Annotated in this window: 10 protein-coding genes and 1 pseudogene; 2 read left to right on the plus strand and 9 right to left on the minus strand. The window is 74.8% G+C overall.

Translation table 11 applies throughout. From position 1 onward, the window contains the following. A pseudogene (locus ABZ449_RS09925) lies at positions 1–865 on the plus strand (hypothetical protein); the annotation flags it as partial. 394 nt (positions 866–1,259) lie between these two features. On the opposite strand, the gene ABZ449_RS09930 reads toward ABZ449_RS09925, so the two are convergent. Next, on the minus strand, positions 1,260–2,072 hold the full coding sequence (locus ABZ449_RS09930; protein ID WP_360343068.1) for an RNA methyltransferase: 813 nt from the start codon (positions 2,070–2,072) through the stop codon (positions 1,260–1,262). An 89-nt stretch (positions 2,073–2,161) separates the two neighbouring features. Between ABZ449_RS09930 and ABZ449_RS09935 the strand changes: the two genes are divergently transcribed. Next, the gene (locus ABZ449_RS09935; protein WP_360343071.1) at positions 2,162–4,903 is read left to right on the plus strand and encodes a SpoIIE family protein phosphatase; all 2,742 of its coding nucleotides are present in this window, start codon (positions 2,162–2,164) and stop codon (positions 4,901–4,903) included. Positions 4,904–4,964: 61 nt separating this feature from the next. On the opposite strand, the gene cobA is transcribed toward ABZ449_RS09935, so the two are convergent. The 8 genes from cobA to ABZ449_RS09975 form a co-directional block, all read right to left on the minus strand. Beyond that, positions 4,965–6,212, minus strand: a complete 1,248-nt coding sequence (cobA, locus tag ABZ449_RS09940) for a uroporphyrinogen-III C-methyltransferase (RefSeq protein ID WP_360343074.1) — start codon at positions 6,210–6,212, stop codon at positions 4,965–4,967. Between the two features lie 110 nt (positions 6,213–6,322). Then, the gene (gene cobT, locus ABZ449_RS09945) at positions 6,323–10,363 is read right to left on the minus strand and encodes a nicotinate-nucleotide--dimethylbenzimidazole phosphoribosyltransferase (protein WP_360343077.1); all 4,041 of its coding nucleotides are present in this window, start codon (positions 10,361–10,363) and stop codon (positions 6,323–6,325) included. 483 nt (positions 10,364–10,846) lie between these two features. Continuing rightward, complete coding sequence (gene cbiE, locus ABZ449_RS09950) at positions 10,847–12,103, minus strand: precorrin-6y C5,15-methyltransferase (decarboxylating) subunit CbiE (protein WP_360343080.1); 1,257 nt, start codon at positions 12,101–12,103, stop codon at positions 10,847–10,849. A gap of 136 nt (positions 12,104–12,239) precedes the next feature. After that, positions 12,240–12,902, minus strand: a complete 663-nt coding sequence (locus tag ABZ449_RS09955; RefSeq protein WP_360343083.1) for a GNAT family N-acetyltransferase — start codon at positions 12,900–12,902, stop codon at positions 12,240–12,242. Positions 12,903–13,100: 198 nt separating this feature from the next. Further along, positions 13,101–13,928, minus strand: coding sequence for a MetQ/NlpA family ABC transporter substrate-binding protein (locus ABZ449_RS09960; RefSeq protein ID WP_360343086.1), 828 nt, complete (start codon positions 13,926–13,928; stop codon positions 13,101–13,103). 57 nt (positions 13,929–13,985) lie between these two features. Then, positions 13,986–14,714, minus strand: a complete 729-nt coding sequence (locus ABZ449_RS09965) for a methionine ABC transporter permease (RefSeq protein ID WP_360343089.1) — start codon at positions 14,712–14,714, stop codon at positions 13,986–13,988. After that, entirely contained in the window at positions 14,711–15,751 is a 1,041-nt protein-coding gene (locus ABZ449_RS09970; RefSeq protein WP_360343092.1) for an ATP-binding cassette domain-containing protein, read from the minus strand. The genes ABZ449_RS09965 and ABZ449_RS09970 overlap by 4 nt, the downstream gene beginning before the upstream one ends. Positions 15,752–16,306: 555 nt before the next feature. Beyond that, positions 16,307–16,807, minus strand: a complete 501-nt coding sequence (locus ABZ449_RS09975) for a GNAT family N-acetyltransferase (protein ID WP_360343095.1) — start codon at positions 16,805–16,807, stop codon at positions 16,307–16,309. Positions 16,808–17,003 lie beyond the last annotated feature (196 nt).

A 17,003-nucleotide genomic window follows, 5' to 3' on the forward strand; every position in this document is an offset into this window, starting at 1 on the left:
GACCCGCCCGCTGCGGGAGCGCCCGGACCGTCCGCAGACCCCGCCCCCGGCCCGCCCCGGCCCCGGCAACGGCCCTCGCGACCGGGCGGCACGTCCCCGCGAGCGCCAGCACACCCCCGCCCCCGGCGGGCGGCCCGGCACCGCCCGGCAGCGGCTGCTCCGGCAGCGGCTGGTGGTCTTCGTCACGGTGACCATCGGGGTGGCGCTGGCCATCGCGGCGGCGCAGGGCTGCGAGAACCGGGACAACCGGAGCGTGCGGCCACCGACCGGAGCGGTGGCGACCGTCGGCTCCGGCGGCGAGCAGGCGGTGCCGGGCACCTCGGCGGACGTCGCACCGCAGGCCTCGACCACACCGCTCCCGGCCGTGGCGCGCAGCGCCGCGGACAGCGGGCTGACACCCCCGCAGGCGCCCGTGCCGACGGTGGACTGGCCCAACCGCAGCTACCCCGACGGGGCCGGCGGGCCGGCCATCGCCCTGCAGAACGGGCACTCGGTCGGGGCCGGGCCGCAGGTCACGCTGAGTGCGGTGCTGCCGGCCCGGTACAAGGGCCTGCCGGCCGCGGTGGTCGTCCTGCGGCGGGCGGAGGGTTCGACCCCGGTCGACCTCGTCCAGCTCTACACCTTCGCCGGGGACACCCCGGCCGTCGCCACCTCCCGTACCTCGGTGGCGGACCCGCAGGCCGCGGCCACCTGGCGGCTGGACGGCGGCACGGTCGTCCGCGAGGAACGCGCGGCCGTCACCGGCGCGGTCACCTCCACCCGCTACACCGTCCGCCCCGACGGCACCCTCGACGAATCCTGGCCCGGCGCCACCACCCCACCCCCCGCCGCCGCCCCCGCCCCGCCCACCTCCCCCACCGGCTGAAGCCACCCGGCCACGCACGAGAAGTCGGATCGGCCGACTTCTGGCGCACGGCACCCCCGGAACCCCCACAGCCCGGCACCCGGACACCCCGGCACTCGGACACCCACGAGAAGTCGGCCTGGCCGACTTCTGACGCAGCCGTGGAGCCACCGGCGAGGAGAGCGGCCCAGCGCCCCAGAACTCAGGCGGGCCGACTTCCGGCGCATGGAGCCCACTGCGGCCGAGCCCCTGGCAGGTGGCCTCGGCGAAGCCGGCCGCGCGAGAAGTCGGATCGGCCGACTTCTCGCGGGAGGAGGCTTGGGGGCGGCAGCCCGATGGGGCAGCCCCGGCAAGGCGGGCAGGCGCGCGAGAGGTCGGGCGGGCCGGCTTCTCGGGGGAAGCGGGGTGGGGGGATTTACGGGGTGGGGGTGGTGACGGCGTAGAAGGCCACGGCTGCGGCGGCGCCCACGTTGAGGGAGTCGATGCCGTGGGCCATGGGGATGCGGACGGGGTGGTGGGCGGCGGCGATGGCGCGGGGAGTGAGGCCGTCGCCCTCGGCGCCGAGCATCAGGGCGGCCTTGGGGAGACTGTGCGGGATGAGGGTGTGGAGGTCGACGGCCGTGTCGGCGGGGGTGAGGGCGAGCAGGGTGAAGCCGGCCTCGCGGACGGTGTCGAGGGCGGCGGGCCAGGGGTCCAGGCGGGCGTACGGGACCGCGAAGACGGCGCCCATGGAGACCTTGACCGCGCGCCGGTAGAGCGGGTCGGCGCAGTCGGGCGAGAGCAGCACGGCGTCCATGCCGAGGGCGGCGGCGCTGCGGAAGATGGCGCCGAGGTTGGTGTGGTCGACGAGGCCCTCCAGGACGGCGACCCGGCGGGCCCCGGCGAGCACCTCGGCGGCGTCGGGGAGGGGCTTGCGCTCCATCGAGGCGAGGGCGCCGCGGTGCACGTGGTAGCCGGTGACGGCTTCGGCGAGCGCGGGCTCGACCACGTGGACGGGGGCGTCGGCCTCGGCGATGACGTCGCCCATCACCTCCAGCCACTTGGCGGTGAGCAGCATCGACCGCATCCGGTAGCCGGCGGCGAGGGCGCGGCGGATGACCTTCTCCCCCTCGGCGATGAAGAGGCCCTCGGCGGGTTCGCGGCGGCGGCGCAGTTCGACGTCGGTGAGGCCGGTGTAGTCGGCGAGGCGGGGGTCGGCCGGGTCGGTGATGGTGCGGGGTTCGGACACCCTGCGATCTTGCCAAGCCCGGGCGGGGAAGGCCAAACGGCGGACGGAGCGGGGTGGTCCCCGGCTGGCCGTAGTGCAAATATGACCGTATGGCCCGAAATCCGGGCCGATCCTGGGCTCCGTCGGCCTCTGGCGCCACTGGCTCCGCCGGCTCCCCCGGTGGGCGCCCACACGGTCGGCCACAGCTGCCGCACGCGAAGCGGCGGTGGCCGGTGTGGCAACGGTCGGTGGCGGGGCAGGTGTTCGCCCTCCAGGTGCTGGTCGTGCTGCTGCTCGTGGTGGCGGCCGTGGTGGCGCTGGTGGTGCAGTCGCGCAACGACGCCGAGCACGAGGCGCGCAACCGTTCGGTGGCGGTCGCCCAGACCTACGCCAACTCCCCGGGCATCGTCGAGGCGCTGCGCTCCCCCGACCCGACGGCCGTCCTGCAGCCGAGCGCGGAAGCCGCGCGGGTCGCCTCGGGCGTGGACTTCATCGTCGTGCTGAACGAGCAGGGCATCCGCTACACCCACCCGAACCCGGCCCGGATCGGCCAGAAGTTCGTCGGCATCTACGAGCCCGCACTGCACGGGCAGGTGGTGACGCAGCAGGTCACGGGCACGCTCGGCCCGCTGGTGCAGGCGGTGGTCCCGGTGTACGCGCCGGGCGGCTCGGTGGTCGGGGCGGTCTCGGCGGGCGTCACGCTGAAGAACATCAGCAGCGCCAGCGAGCGGCAGCTGCCGGTGGTGCTGGGCGCGGCGGCGGCCGCGGTGGGGCTGGCCACGCTCGGGACGGCGCTGATCAGCCGGCGGCTGCGGCGCCAGACGCACGGGCTGGGCCCGGTCGAGATGACCAGGATGTACGAGCACCACGCGGCGGTGCTGCACGCGGTGCGCGAGGGCGTGATGATCGTCGGCGGGGACGGTCGGCTGCTGCTCTGCAACGACGAGGCGCGCCGACTGCTGGACCTGCCGCCGGACGCCGAGGGCCGCCCCGTGGGCGAGCTGGGCCTGGAGCAGGCGCCGCTGGAGCTGCTGACCGCCGAGCGCCAGGTGACCGACGAGGTGGTGCTGTCCGGGGAGCGGCTGCTGGCGGTGAACGTCCGGCTGATCGACCAGCCGGGCGGCCTGCCCGGCTGCGTCGCCACGCTGCGCGACTCCACCGAGCTGGCGGCGCTGTCCGGCCGGGCCGAGGGCGCCCAGCGGCGGCTGCGGCTGCTGTACGACGCCGGGGTGACGGTGGGCAGCACGCTGGACGTGACGCGGACGGCGGAGGAGCTGGCGCAGGTCACGGTGCCGCGGTTCGCGGACTTCGTCACGGTGGACCTGGCGGACCAGGTGCTGACCGGCGAGGAGCCGCCGCCGGGCCCGTCGCTGGGGCGGATGCGCCGCACCGCGGTGACGGGGGTACGGGACGACGCGCCGTTCTACCCGGTCGGCACGGTGCTGGACGTGGTGCCCGAGACCCCGCTGGCCGGGGCGCTGCACAGCGGTGAGCCGGGCATCGAGCCCCATCTGACGGAGGCCGACGCGTGGCGGGAACAGGACCCGGAGAGGTCGGCGCAGCTGCTGGCGTACGGGGTGCACTCGCTGGTGCGGGTGCCGCTGCGGGCGCGCGGGGTGCTGCTGGGGGTGGCCCGGTTCTGGCGGGCGCAGCGGCCGGAGCCGTTCGAGGCGGAGGACCTGGCGCTGGCGGAGGAGCTGGTGGCGCACGCGGCGGTGTGCATCGACAACGCCCGCCGCTACACCCGGGAGCACACCATGGCGGTGACCCTCCAGCACAGCCTGCTGCCGCGCAAGCTGCCGGAGCAGACGGCGCTGGACGTGGCGCACCGCTACCTGCCGGCCCAGGCCGGGGTGGGCGGGGACTGGTTCGACGTGATCCCGCTGCCGGGTGCGCGGGTGGCGCTGGTGGTCGGGGACGTGGTGGGACACGGGCTGCACGCGGCGGCGACGATGGGCCGGCTGCGCACGGCGATCCACAACTTCTCGACCCTGGACCTGCCGCCGGACGAGTTGCTGGGGCACCTGGACGAGCTGGTGAACCGGATCGACCAGGACGAGGCGGCGGGCGGCGAGCGGGCGGGGCCGGCCGGGGCGACCTGCCTGTACGCGATCTACGACCCGGTGTCGCGGCGCTGCACGCTGGCCAGCGCCGGGCATCCCCCACCGGCCGTGGTGGACCCGCAGGGCCGGGTGGTGTTCCCGGAGCTGCCGACCGGGCCGCCGCTGGGGCTGGCCGTGCTGCCGTTCGAGACCACCGAGCTGGAGCTGGCCGAGGGCAGCCGACTGGTGCTGTACACGGACGGCCTGGTGGAGGACCGGGAGCGGGACATCGACGAGGGGCTGGAGCTGCTGCGGGCGGCGCTGGCCGGGCCGCCGCGCACGCCCGAGCAGACCTGCGCGGACGTGCTCGGGGCGATGCTTCCGGCGCACCCGCAGGACGACATCGCCCTGCTGGTGGCCCGGACCAGGGTGCTGACCCCGGACCGGGTGGCGCAGTGGGAGGTGCCCCCCGACCCGGCGGCGGTGGGCGAGGTCCGGGCCGCGGTGGCCGAGCGGCTGACGGCGTGGGGGCTGGAGGAGGCCGCGTTCGTCACCGAGCTGATCCTGAGCGAGCTGGTGACCAACGCGATCCGGTACGGCTCCGGGCCGATCCGGGTGCGGCTGCTGCGGGACCGTTCGCTGATCTGCGAGGTGTCGGACGGCAGCAGCACCTCGCCGCACCTGCGGTACGCGGCGACCGAGGACGAGGGCGGGCGCGGGCTGTTCCTGGTCGCGCAGTTCGCGGACCGCTGGGGGACGCGCTACACGGCGACCGGGAAGGTCATCTGGACGGAGCAACCGCTGCAGTAGCGCCGGAACGGCCGCGGAGCGGGAAGTCGGGCCGGCCGACTTCCCGCTCCACGGGGTGGGCTCAGCGTCGGAAGGCCGCGGCCAGCACGTTGACGACGTCGCCGATGACGATGACCGCCGGGGGCTTGACGCCCTCGGCCTCGACCACCGCGGCGACGGTGCCGAGGGTGGCGTCCACCCGGCGCTGGGCGGCGGTGGTGCCCTCCTGGACGATCGCGACCGGGGTCTCCGCCGGCCGGCCGTACTCGACGAGCCTGGCGGCGATCGCGCCGATCTTGTCCACGGCCATCAGCAGCACCAGGGTGCCGCTCATCCTCGCGGCGGCCTCCCAGTTGGTGAGCGAGCGCTCGTCGTCCGGGCCGACGTGGCCGGAGATCACGGTGAACTCGTGGGTCATGCCGCGGTGGGTGACCGGGACGCCGGCAGCGGCGGGGACGCTGATCGAGCTGGAGATCCCGGGCACCACGGTGACCGGCAGTCCGGCCTCCGCGCAGGCCAGCAGCTCCTCGCCGCCGCGGCCGAAGACGTACGGGTCGCCGCCCTTGAGCCGGACCACGAACTTGCCGGCCTTGGCGTGCTCGACCAGGGTGCGGTTGATCGCCTCCTGGGCCATGAACCGGCCGTAGGGGATCTTGGAGGCGTCGATCACCTCGACGTGCTCGGGCAGTTCGGCGAGCAGCTCGCGCGGGGCGAGGCGGTCGGTGACGACCACGTCGGCGTCGGCGAGCAGCCGGCGGCCGCGCACGGTGATCAGGTCCGGATCGCCGGGGCCGCCGCCGACCAGGGCCACGCCCGCGCCGTGGGAACGGTACTGGCGGGCGGCCAGCGAGCCGTCCCGCAGGCCGTCCACGATGGCGTCACGCAGGGCGGCGGAGTGGCGCGGGTCACCGGTGAGGACGGCGACGGTGGCGCCCGCGTCGCGGCCGCTGGCCGGGGTCCAGGCGGTGGCCGCGGCGGCGTCGTCGCTGCGGGAGCAGAACACCCGCTCGCGCTCGGCCTCGGCGCTGACCGCCGCGTTGACGGCGGGGTCGTCGGTGGCGACCAGGGCGTACCAGGTGTCTGCCAGGTCGCCGTCCCGGTACGGGCGGGCGTGCCAGGTCAGCTCACCGGCGTCGGCCATGGCCTGGACGGCCGGGGTGGTGGCCGGCGATATGAGGTGCAGGTCGGCACCGGAGGCGATCAGGGCCGGCAGCCGGCGCTGGGCGACCTGGCCGCCGCCGACCACGACGACGCGGCGGCCGGCCAGCAGCAGGCCCACCGGGTAGGGGGTACGGCCCTCGGTGCTCGGGTGCGGGGTGGGCGCGGTCATCGGCGGTGCTCCTGATCGGGGGGGGTGAGGGTGTGGGGACGGTACGGCACGGCACCGCTCCGCGGTCCGGCGCGCCCTCGGGCCGGTCCGCGGAGCGGTGACGGGGTGCGTCAGGCCTTCTCGGTGACCCCGGCGGAGTCGAAGGTGGCTACATCGTGCATCGCCCGGGCGGCGCTCTGCACCAGCGGCAGGGCCAGCAGGGCACCGGTGCCCTCGCCGAGCCGCAGGTCCAGGTCGATCAGCGGGCGCAGGCCGAGCTTCGCCAGCGCCGCCTGGTGGCCGGGCTCGGCGGAGCGGTGGCCGGCGATGCAGGCGGCCAGCACCTCGGGGGCGATGGCCTTGGCGGCCAGCGCGGCCGAGCCGGCGATGACGCCGTCCAGGATCACCGGGGTGCGCAGCGAGGCGGCCCCGAGCAGGAAGCCGGCCAGGGCGGCGTGCTCCAGGCCGCCGACGGCGGCGAGGACGCCGACCGGGTCGCTCGGGTCGGGCCGGTGCAGGGCCAGCGCGGCCCGGATGACCTCGATCTTGCGGGCGTGGGTCTCGTCGTCGATGCCGGTGCCGCGGCCGGTGACCTCGGCCGGGTCGAGCCCGGTGAACACCGAGATCAGGGCGGCCGAGGCGGTGGTGTTGGCGATCCCCATGTCGCCGGTGACCAGTGCCTTGTTGCCCGCCGCGACGAGGTCCCGAGCGGTCTCGATACCGACCTCGATGGCCTTGAGGGCTTCCTCGCGGGTCATCGCCGGGCCCTGGGTCATGTCGGCGGTGCCGGGGCGGACCTTGCGGGGCAGCAGGCCGGTGGCACGGCCCTGCTGGACGGCGTCCGGCAGTTCGGCGGCGACGCCGACGTCGACCACGCAGACCTCGGTGCCGATCTGCTTGGCGAAGGAGTTGATCACCGCTCCCCCGGCCAGGAAGTTGGCGACCATCTGGGCCGTCACCTCCTGCGGCCAGGGGCTGACGCCCTGGGCGTGCACGCCGTGGTCGCCGGCGAAGATCGCCACGCAGGCGGGCTCCGGGATCGGCGGCGGGCACTTGCGGGACAGGCCGCACAGCTGGGCGGAGATGATCTCCAGCATGCCGAGCGAGCCGGCCGGCTTGGTCATCCGCTTCTGGCGGTCCCAGGCCTCGCCGAGCGCCTTGGCGTCCAGCGGGCGGATGCCGCGCAGGGTCTCGGCGAGCAGGCTCTGCGGCTCCTCGCCGGGCAGCGCCCGGTTGCCGTACTGCTCCTCGTGGACCACCCAGGACAGCGGGCGCTTCTTGGCCCAGCCCTGCTGCTCCAGCTCGGGCTCGCCCGGGAACTCGTCGACGAAGCCGACGCACAGGTAGGCGACGACCTCCAGGTGCTCGGGCAGGCCGAGCTCGCGGACCAGCTCCTCGTCGTCGAAGAAGCTCACCCAGCCCACGCCCAGGCCCTCGGCGCGGGCGGCCAGCCAGAGGTTCTCGACGGCCAGGGCGGCCGAGTACGGAGCCATCTGCGGCTGGGTGTGCCGACCCAGGGTGTGCCGGCCGCCGCGGGTGCGGTCGGCGGTCACCACGATGTTGACCGGGGTCTCGAGGATGGCCTCGATCTTGATTTCCTTGAACTGCTTGGCCCGGCCCTTGGGCAGCGAGTCCGCGTACGACTCGCGCTGGCGCTCGGCCAGGGCGTGCATCCGCCGGCGGGTCTTCGCCGAGCGGATCACCACGAAGTCCCAGGGCTGGGAGTAGCCGACGCTGGGCGCGGTGTGGGCGGCCTCCAGGACCCGGATCAGCACCTCGTGCGGGATCGGGTCCGGGCGGAAGCCGTTGCGGATGTCGCGGCGCTCGCGGATCACCTGGTGGACGGCCTCGCGGCCGGCCTCGTCGAAGCCGGGGGCGGCGGGGCCGCGCGGCTCGGCGGGCTCCTCGGGCTGCGGCTCCGGCTGCTCCTGCGGCTCCTCGGCGGCCTCGGTGACCGGCTGGACGGCCGGGTCCACGGTGGCGTCGGTGGCCTCAGCGGCTTCGGCGGCTTCGGCGGCGGGCTGCTCGGGCTGCTCGGGCTGCGGCTGCTCGGCACCTTCGGCGGTCGCCTCGGCGGCCTGCTCCTGGGCGGGCTCGGCCTCCGCGGCGGCGGCGGGCTCGGCCTCGGCCGGGGCCTGGGCCTGATCGGCGGCGGGCTCCGAGGGGGCCCCGGCCTCCTGGGCGGCGGCGACGGACTGCTCGGCGACGCCCTCGGCGGGTGCGGTCTCCTCGACGGCCGCGACGGGCTCGATAGGCTCGACGGCCTCGGCGGCGGGCTGCTCGGCCGCATCGGCGGGCTGCGCCGCCTCCGCGGCGGGGGCGGCCTCGGCCGGAACCTCGGTGGTCGGCTCGGCGGCAGCGGTGGCATCGGCCTCCGCGGGCGCCTCCACGGCCTGCTCCGCGACCGGCTCGGCGGGCGCCTCGGCCGGGACCTCGGCCTGCTGCTGCGGCTGCTCAGCCTCGGCGGCGGGTTCGGCGACGGGCTCGGCGACGGGCTCGGTGACGGCCTGGCCGGAGGGCATCTCGCCGGTACCCGCGGCGGTCTCCGCGACCGGCTCGGCAACGGCCTCCGGGGCGTTCTCGCCCTGGTGGGCCTGCTCGACGGCCTCGGCCACCGCAGCCATCGGAGCGGACTCGGCGCCCGCGACGGCCTCGACGGGCTGAGCGGCGCCCGCGACGGGCTGAGCGACGGCCTCGACGACCTCGACGACCTCGGCCATGGGCTGCTCGGCGGACTCGGCAGCATCGGCGGCCGCTATCGGCGCGGGATGCTGCGGGGCCGTCTCCTCGACGACCGGAGCCTGCTCGGCCTTCCCGACCTTGGGCAGGCCGTGCGGGGTGGGCGCGGCGAGGAAGGCGGAGATCCGGCGCGGCTGACCGGCCGGGGCCACGGCCTCGGCCTCGGTCTGCTCGGCGGACCCGGCGGTGCCGTCGGCGACAACACCCTCGGCGACAGCACCCTCGACGGCGACGGCCTCGGCAGCGGCAGGCTCGGCGACGGGCGCGGCGGCCGTCTCGGCCACCGGCTGGGCGGTCTCGGCCTGGGCCGGCTCGGCCACGACGGCCTGCGGCGCGAGCGCGACCGCCTCCGCGGCGGTCCCGGCGGCCTGGGGGTCAGGGTGCTCCTGCGACACCTGGGGGTCCTGCGCGACCTGCGGGTCCTGGGGAGCCGTCACGTCCTGCGCGGACTGGACCGGGGCGGCGTGGACGGCCTCCGGCGTCTCGACGACCTCGATCACCTCGATCGCCCCGACCATCTCCATCCCCAGCACGGCCTCGACCGGCGGCGCGGCCAGCGGCACCTGCTGGGCGTGCTGGACCTGCTGGAGGTCCTGCGCCTGCGGCAGCTGCTGCCCGTCCACGAGCGGAACGCCCGCGGCCGCCGGAGCGACCGGCGCCACCGGGGCGGCCTGCGGCGCGGCGGCGGGAGCCGGGGCGGCGGCCTCGGCCATCGGCGGACGGCCGACCACCGGGATGCCGACCACCGGGATGCCGTGCGCCGGCGTGCCGCCCTGCGAGGGGCCGCGGTCGGCCAGCGAACGGACCGGCACCTGGCCGGTCATCAGCGACGGGTCCGGGATCGGCGGACCGGCGTGCAGCGGCCGACGCGGCTGCTGAGCCTGCGTCACCGGCTGCTGCGGCTGCATCTGGACGGGCTGCTGCGGAAGGCCGTGCTCGGCGCCGAGCACCGGCGGGTCCACCGGCGGCCAGGACGGCTCGACCGGCATGCCGTCCTGCTGCGGCGCGAGCGGCACCTGCTCGGCCGGGACGGCCGCGAGCGGCTCGCCCCAGGAGCCCTGCGGGCCCGGCATCAGCAGCACGTCGTCATCGTCGTCCAGGCCGTCCGGCGTGTCAGGCTGGTCGAGGAAGTGGAAGGCCGGGCGCGGGGCGCCCTGGTCGACGGCCCAGCCCTCGCCGGGGAGGCCCGGCTGGGGCACTCCGGGAACGCCGTAGCCGTGCTGGCCCTGCGGCGGGATGACGCCCGCGCCGGGGGGCACCGCGCCGGGGACACCGCCGATCGGGGCCGCCGGGTTCGGGATCGCACCGCCGTCCGTCGCGACGCCCTGCAGGGGTGCAACGCCCGCGACGCCCTCCGGTCCGCCGAGCGGGTCCGGCCCGGCGTGCAGGTGCTCCGGCAGTCCCTCGCCCGGGACGTGGCCGCCATCGGTCATTGTCAAAGCTCCTTCCAGGCCGCTGCCGCGCCCTCGGCGACACGATCACCGATCGCAGCGCCCATCCGCACGGGCCGAACCAGCACCGGCCCGCCCCTAACCACACGCGGCCGCCGCGCCGTGGCGCTGCGGCCCAAGTCCATCCGGCGCACTGCGGCACCCCGGCCCGGCGTACCGCCCGCACGGGGCGGCACATCGTCTGAAACAACGACAACCCGGAGCAACCGGCACGACCGCACCGGACCCTACGGCATTCTCCAGGTCCGGCACGAGGCCCGTCGAATTGCCCACACTCCGAGCGGAATCGGATTGCACCGCGTCAAAAAGGTGACAAACCGACCGAATCGGGTGGGTCGCCGACCGATGTGGCCGTCCAGGACGTCACACTACCGGCACGGCGCGGTCACCTCTCGAATCGGTGTCCGGATGCGACCTGGATCACCGTCGACGCCACCGGAAGGCCCCGGCGCGCGCCCACGGCCTTCACACGATCTGCTCACCCCAGAGCACCAGTGCGCCGGTTCCACCCGCCCCCAACGTCAGCCCGTCGTCCTCCCCCACCGGCCGCAACGGGGTCGACTGGAGCAGCGCGCCGTCGGCCCGGTAGCCGGCCCCGGCGATCGCCCGGCGGACCTCCTCCGCCTCGGCGAACGTCCGGGGCAGCGCGACGAACCGTTCCGGCCGGCGGGCCAGTACGGCGCGCACCACGTCGAGGCCGCCGGACTCCACCACCGCCGCGTCCGGCTCCGGGAGGCCGCCCAGCACCTCGGGGCCGCTCCCGTACACGGCCTCCACCTCGACGCCGTAGCGGCGGGCGTTGACGGTCAGCCGGGCGCAGGCCGAGCGGGAGCCCTCGACCGCGACCACGGCGGCGCCGAACCGGGCGGCCTCCACCGCGAGGGCGCCGCTGCCGGCGCCGACCGACCAGACCAAGTCCCCGGGGCGTGCCCCCAGACGGGCCAGGACCAGGGCGCGCACATGGGCGGGGAGCGCCTCCGGTGCGCCCGGTTCGCCCTCCGTGCGCCCGGCGCCCGCGTAGGCGTCACCGGGGAGCGCCCAGCCGCGGTCCGCGCCGGGGTAGCCGACCGGGCGCCCGGCGAGCCAGCCGGCCGCCTCGTCCACGGTGGCGGCCTGGGCGCCGCCGCCGATCACCAGCACCACGTTGGGGTCGCGCCACACGTGGTCGGCGATCCGGTCGGAGGTGAGGACGGTGACGTCCTCGTCCGGGGTGCCGAGGGCCTCGCAGACCACGAAGGTCCGGTGCACCCCGCGCAGCATCAGGGCGAGTTCGGCGGGCCCGGCGCCCGGCGCGGTGAGCACCGCGACCTTGGGGTGGGCCCGGCAGATGTTGGCCGCGCGGCGCAGCCGTCCGCCGTGGACGCTGACCACCTGGGCGTCCTCCCAGGGCATGCCGGCCCGGGCGAAGGCCGCGGCCACCGAGGAGACGGCGGGCAGCACCTCCAGTTCGAGGCCGTACTCGGGGCGGCGCAGGGTGCGCACCACCCCGAAGAAGCCCGGGTCGCCCTCGGCGACCACGACGGCGGCGCCGCGGTGCTCGGCGATCCGGCGGGCGGCCTGCCGGACGTTGCCGAGGGTGATCCGCTCGGCGGACTCCGGCACCGGGAGGGCGCTCAGTTGGTAGGGGGCTCCGGCCACCAGGGTCGCCGCGGCCAGGGCCGCGCCGGCGGCCTCGGTCAGCGGTGTGCCGTCCCACCCGATGACCGTGATCCGGTCAGCCATCTGCGGCCGTTCTCCCTCGCCTCGGTGCGCCACTCGATCCGCCGTCGTGCGGTGCCGGTCCAGAGGCTACCGGGTGCGGTACCCCGGAACCCGACATCTCGCACACATGTCCGCGCCGGCCCCGGGCCCGCCGGGCTCAGTCGCGCAGCACGTAGCGGTCGTCGCGGTGCCAGCCCTGGTGGTGCGGCTCGGGCGACTCCAGGTCCTCCGGGAGCAGGCTCCACAGGATGAGGTCGCTGCGGCTCTCCGCCCCGGCCCGGCGGCCGGAGGCCTCCCCCACCGACTCGCCGGACTCCCCCCGGACTATCCAGGCGCTGCGCAGGACGCCCTCGCTGATGCCGCCGACCTTCTGGGCGACCTGCTGGGCGGCGGTGTTCCCGGCGGCGGTGCGCAGCTCCAGGCGCAGGAAGCCGCGGTCCTCGAACAGCCACTGGGCGACGCCGAGGACGGCCTCCGGGGCGTAGCCCTCGCCGCGCGCCCAGACGGCGGTGACGTAGGAGATCTCGGTGCTGCGCAGCCGCCAGTCGGTGTTGCGCAGTTCGACCAGGCCGACCAGGCGCTGGGTCAGGTTCTCGGTGACGGCGAAGACGATGCCGCGCCCGGCGGCCCGGTGGGCGGGGGCGAGGGTGCGGGCGAGTTCGGCCGCGTACTCCTCGGTGAAGGGGTGCGGCAGGTCCGTCCAGGCGAGGACGAGGTCGTCGGCCATCATCGTGGCCAGTCCGGGGGCGTCGTCCTCCGCAAGGGGTCGCAGCAGCAGCCGTTCGGTGCTGATGGCGGTCTCGGGGAAGCTCGCTGCCATGCCGTCTCTCCTCGCCGGGTCGTGAACACAACACCGTACGCCTCCGTCGTGCCCCGGGTGCCACTCGGTGCGCTGCCCGCACGACGGTACGTCAGAACGCGGCCGACCGTGGCGTCCCTGCCGCATACTGCCCGACCGGGCCCCCGCCGAGGTGCGGCGGGGGCCCGGTCGGGATCAGGGCGTCGAGCGGGTCGCGGCTCAGAAGGCCGGGGTGACCGAGCCCTGGAAGGTGTCGTCGATGTACTTCTTGACCTCGTCGGAGTGCAGCAGCTCGGCCAGCTTCTTGACCCGCGGGTCGTTCTCCTTGCCCTTCTTGACGGCGAGGATGTTGGCGTACGGGTTGCCCTCGGCCTTCTCCAGCACCAGGGCGTCGGTGGCCGGCTTCAGGCCGGAATCGATCGCGTAGTTGCCGTTGATGACGGCGGCGTCGAGGTCGGCGACGGAGCGGGGCAGCTGGGCGGCCTCCAGCTCCTTCCACTTGAAGTTCTTCGGGTTGCCGGTCACGTCGGCCGGGGTGGCGGTGGTGGTGACGCCGTCCTTGAGGGTGATCAGCTTGTTGTCGGCGAGCAGCTTGAGCGCGCGACCCTCGTTGGTGGCGTCGTTCGGCAGACCGATGGTGGCGCCGTCCGGCAGGTCGGTGACCGCCTTGACCTTCTTGGAGTAGACGCCCAGCGGCTCCAGGTGCACCGGCTCGACCGACACGATGTCCGTACCGCGCTTCTTGTTGAAGTCCTCCAGGTACGGGACGTGCTGGAAGAAGTTGGCGTCGGCCGAACCGTCCTGCACCGCCGTGTTGGGGGTCACGTAGTCGGTGACCTCCTTGATGTCGAGCTTGAGGCCCGCCTTCTCCGCGAGGTTGTCCTTGACGTACTTCAGGATCTGGCCGTGCGGGGTGGGGCTGGCCACGACCTTCAGCGGCGCGTTCGCGTCCGAGGAGGAAGAGGACCCGGAGCTGCCGCAGGCGGCGAGCGAGAGGGCGACGCCGGCGGTGGCGAGGATGCTGGTGACCTTCAGAACGTTGCGCACGAAAAGTGCCTTTCTGCGTGGAACGGGGAGCCGCGTCCGGGGTCGGACGGGGGAGGTCTAGGAAGCGACGAGGTCCTCGTCGGGAGCCGTCGGGGTGCGGCGGAGCAGCCGGGTCCGGCCGCCGGCGCGGCCCCGGTGGGCGAGCCGCTGGACGGCGTAGTCGCCGATCAGCTGGACGGCGGTGACGATGATCACCAGCTCGGCCACGATGACCCACATGAAGGTGGTCTCGAAGCGCTGGTAGCCGTAGTTGACGGCGAGGGTGCCGAGCCCGCCGCCGCCGACCGTGCCGGCCATCGCGGAGTAGCTGATCAGGGTGATGACCGTGGTGGTGACCGAGGCCACGATGCCGGGCAGGGCTTCGGGCAGCAGGGTCTTGCGGACGATCGTCCAGGTGCTGCCGCCCATCGACTGGACCGCCTCGACCAGGCCCCGGTCGACCTCGCGGACGGAGGTCTCGACCAGGCGGGCGAAGAACGGGATGGCGCCGATGGTGAGCGGCACCGTCGCCGCCTGCCAGCCGATGGAGGTGCCGACCAGCCAGCGGGTGAAGGAGATCAGCGCGATCATCAGGATGATGAACGGCACCGAACGGGCGAGGTTCACCACGAAGCCGATGGTCTTGTTGACGGCCCGGTTGGCCAGCAGGCCGCCCTTGTCGGTGAGCACCAGCAGCACGCCCAGCGGCAGGCCGAGCAGCACGGTGACGACCGCGGACACCCCGACCATCTGGAAGGTCTCCTGCGTGGCGGGCCCCATCAGGGCCCACATCTCGTCCCAGGTCATGCCACCGCTCCCTTCGCCGCACCGATGCCGTCCGAATCGAGGAGGGCCACCTGAAGGCCCTGCTCGCGCAGGTAGCCGATCGGCACCACGTTGTCCTGGTGGCTGCCGGGCAGCTCGACCCTCATCCGGCCGACCAGCCGGCCGGCGATGGTCTCCACCGCGGCGCCGAGGATGTTGATGTCGATCTGGTACGTGCGGGCGAGCTGGGAGACGAACGGCTGGGCCGAGCTGTCGCCCTGGAAGGTGATCTCCAGCACGGTGGAGCCGGGGTGGCCGGTGCCGAACTCGCTGAGCGGGAACAGCTCGCGGGCGAGCTCGGAGCCGGGCTTGGCGAGCAGGTCGGTGAGCTCGCCGGACTCGACCACCCGGCCGCCGCGCATCAGGGCGGCGGAGTCGCAGACGGACTTGATGACGTCCATCTCGTGGGTGATCAGCAGGACGGTGAGGCCCAGCTGCTGGTTGAGGTCGCGCAGCAGCTTGAGGATCGAGCGGGTGGTCTCCGGGTCGAGCGCCGAGGTGGCCTCGTCGGAGAGCAGCACCTTGGGGTCGCCGGCCAGCGCCCGGGCGATGCCGACGCGCTGCTTCTGGCCGCCGGAGAGCTGGTTGGGGTAACTGCGGGCCTTGTCGCCGAGGCCGACCAGGTCGAGCAGCTCGGCGGCCTTGCGGCGGCGCTCGGTGCGGTCCAGGCCGATGATCTCCAGGGGGAGCTCGACGTTCTGCTGGACGGTCCGCGAGGAGAGCAGGTTGAAGTGCTGGAAGACCATGCCGATCCGGCGGCGGGCCTCGCGCAGCTCCTTGCCGGCCCGGTTCTCGCCACCGGCCAGCGCGGTGAGCTCGACGCCGTCCACGGTGACCGTGCCGGAGGACGGGCGCTCCAGCATGTTCACGCAGCGGATGAGGGTGGACTTGCCGGCACCGCTGGTGCCGACGACTCCGTAGACCTCGCCCGGGCGGACGTGCAGGTCGACGCCGGCGAGGGCGGTCACCTCGCGGCCTCGGGAACGGTAGACCTTCGTCAGGTCCGTGGTGGTGATCACAGCGGCTTTCCGTGGGTCGGGGGCGGGCGGCGCGGATCGGCCGCCCGACCCGGTCGGGGGTCGGCGGGGCGACGTCGCGGCACTGCGCCAGGAGGGTCCGGACCTGGCGTCCCCTGATCGTGGCCGCTGGACGTCGGGGCCGCGCGATGGCGTGGTCCTGACGAGTCACGGCGTCCGCGCGAGTGCGGGCACGACGGGGGAAGGGGTCCGGGAGGAGGGGCGCGCTCGCACGGGGCCGGAGCGACGCCGGAGTCTCGCTTCGGGGCGCGAGGGGGAGGCGCCCTCAGGGGGCGCCGGGGGCGGTGGCCCTCAGCAGTGACACATTCGACGACACATGGCACGCTCACCTGCCGGCAGGGTGCCGGTGGGGGTCCAGTTCGTCGTCGCAGTCATGTGAGCCAGTAAAACAGATGGGTCGAATTCCGCCCAATAATTTCGCAACGCTGTCCGCAATGCGGACATGCACCGCTGCGACCTGCACGGATACGACTCGGCGCCGCCACCGGTGATCCGGATGGTGGCGGCGCCGGAAAGCGTGCGGCGGGGGCGGCGGGCTCAGGCCGTGGCGGCGAGCGGCGGCACGGCGGACTTCTCCAGGTGGACGAAGCTCAGCCGGTTGCTGACCTGCTCGACCCGGGTCTGCCGGTAGCCCTGCCGGGCGTACAGCCGCAGGTTGCCGAGGCTGCGGTGGCCGGTGAAAAGCCGGTAGACGCTCACCGGGCCGTCCTGGGCCATCCGGCGCTCCAGCGCGTCCATCAGGCGGCCGCCGAGGCCGTGGCGCTGCATCCGCGGATGGACGACCAGACGCCCTATCCGGCCGACGCCGTCGGCGCCGACGTGGCCGCGGACGGTGCCGACCACCTCGCCGCCCAGCCGGGCGACCAGGAAGTGCTGCTCGGACAGTTCGGCGCGCAGGCTCTCCAGGCTCTGCGTCAGGGGCTCGATCGCCCAGTCGCCGTACAGCTCGGCCTCGGACTGGTAGCCGAGGTACTGGAGCTTGAGGATCTGCTCCGCGTCCTCGACCTCAGCAGCCGAGATGATCACGCTCATGCCCATGTGGAGGGGCCTCCCCAGTCGTCGTGCCCGGCGCGCAGAGGGTGGCGCGCTCACGCTCAGTATCCGAGCGATCGCGCCACCGTCAAGAGCTGCGTTCGCCAGCGCTCTACCCGGGTGTCAGCTCCGCTCAACCTTCGTGGGGGCGGACGTGAGCAGGGTCACCACCCGTGCCGCCCGGTTTCCGTCCGGTCGCACG

Source organism: Kitasatospora sp. NPDC005856 (genome assembly GCF_040629945.1).
Classification (GTDB): Bacteria; Actinomycetota; Actinomycetes; order Streptomycetales; family Streptomycetaceae; genus Kitasatospora.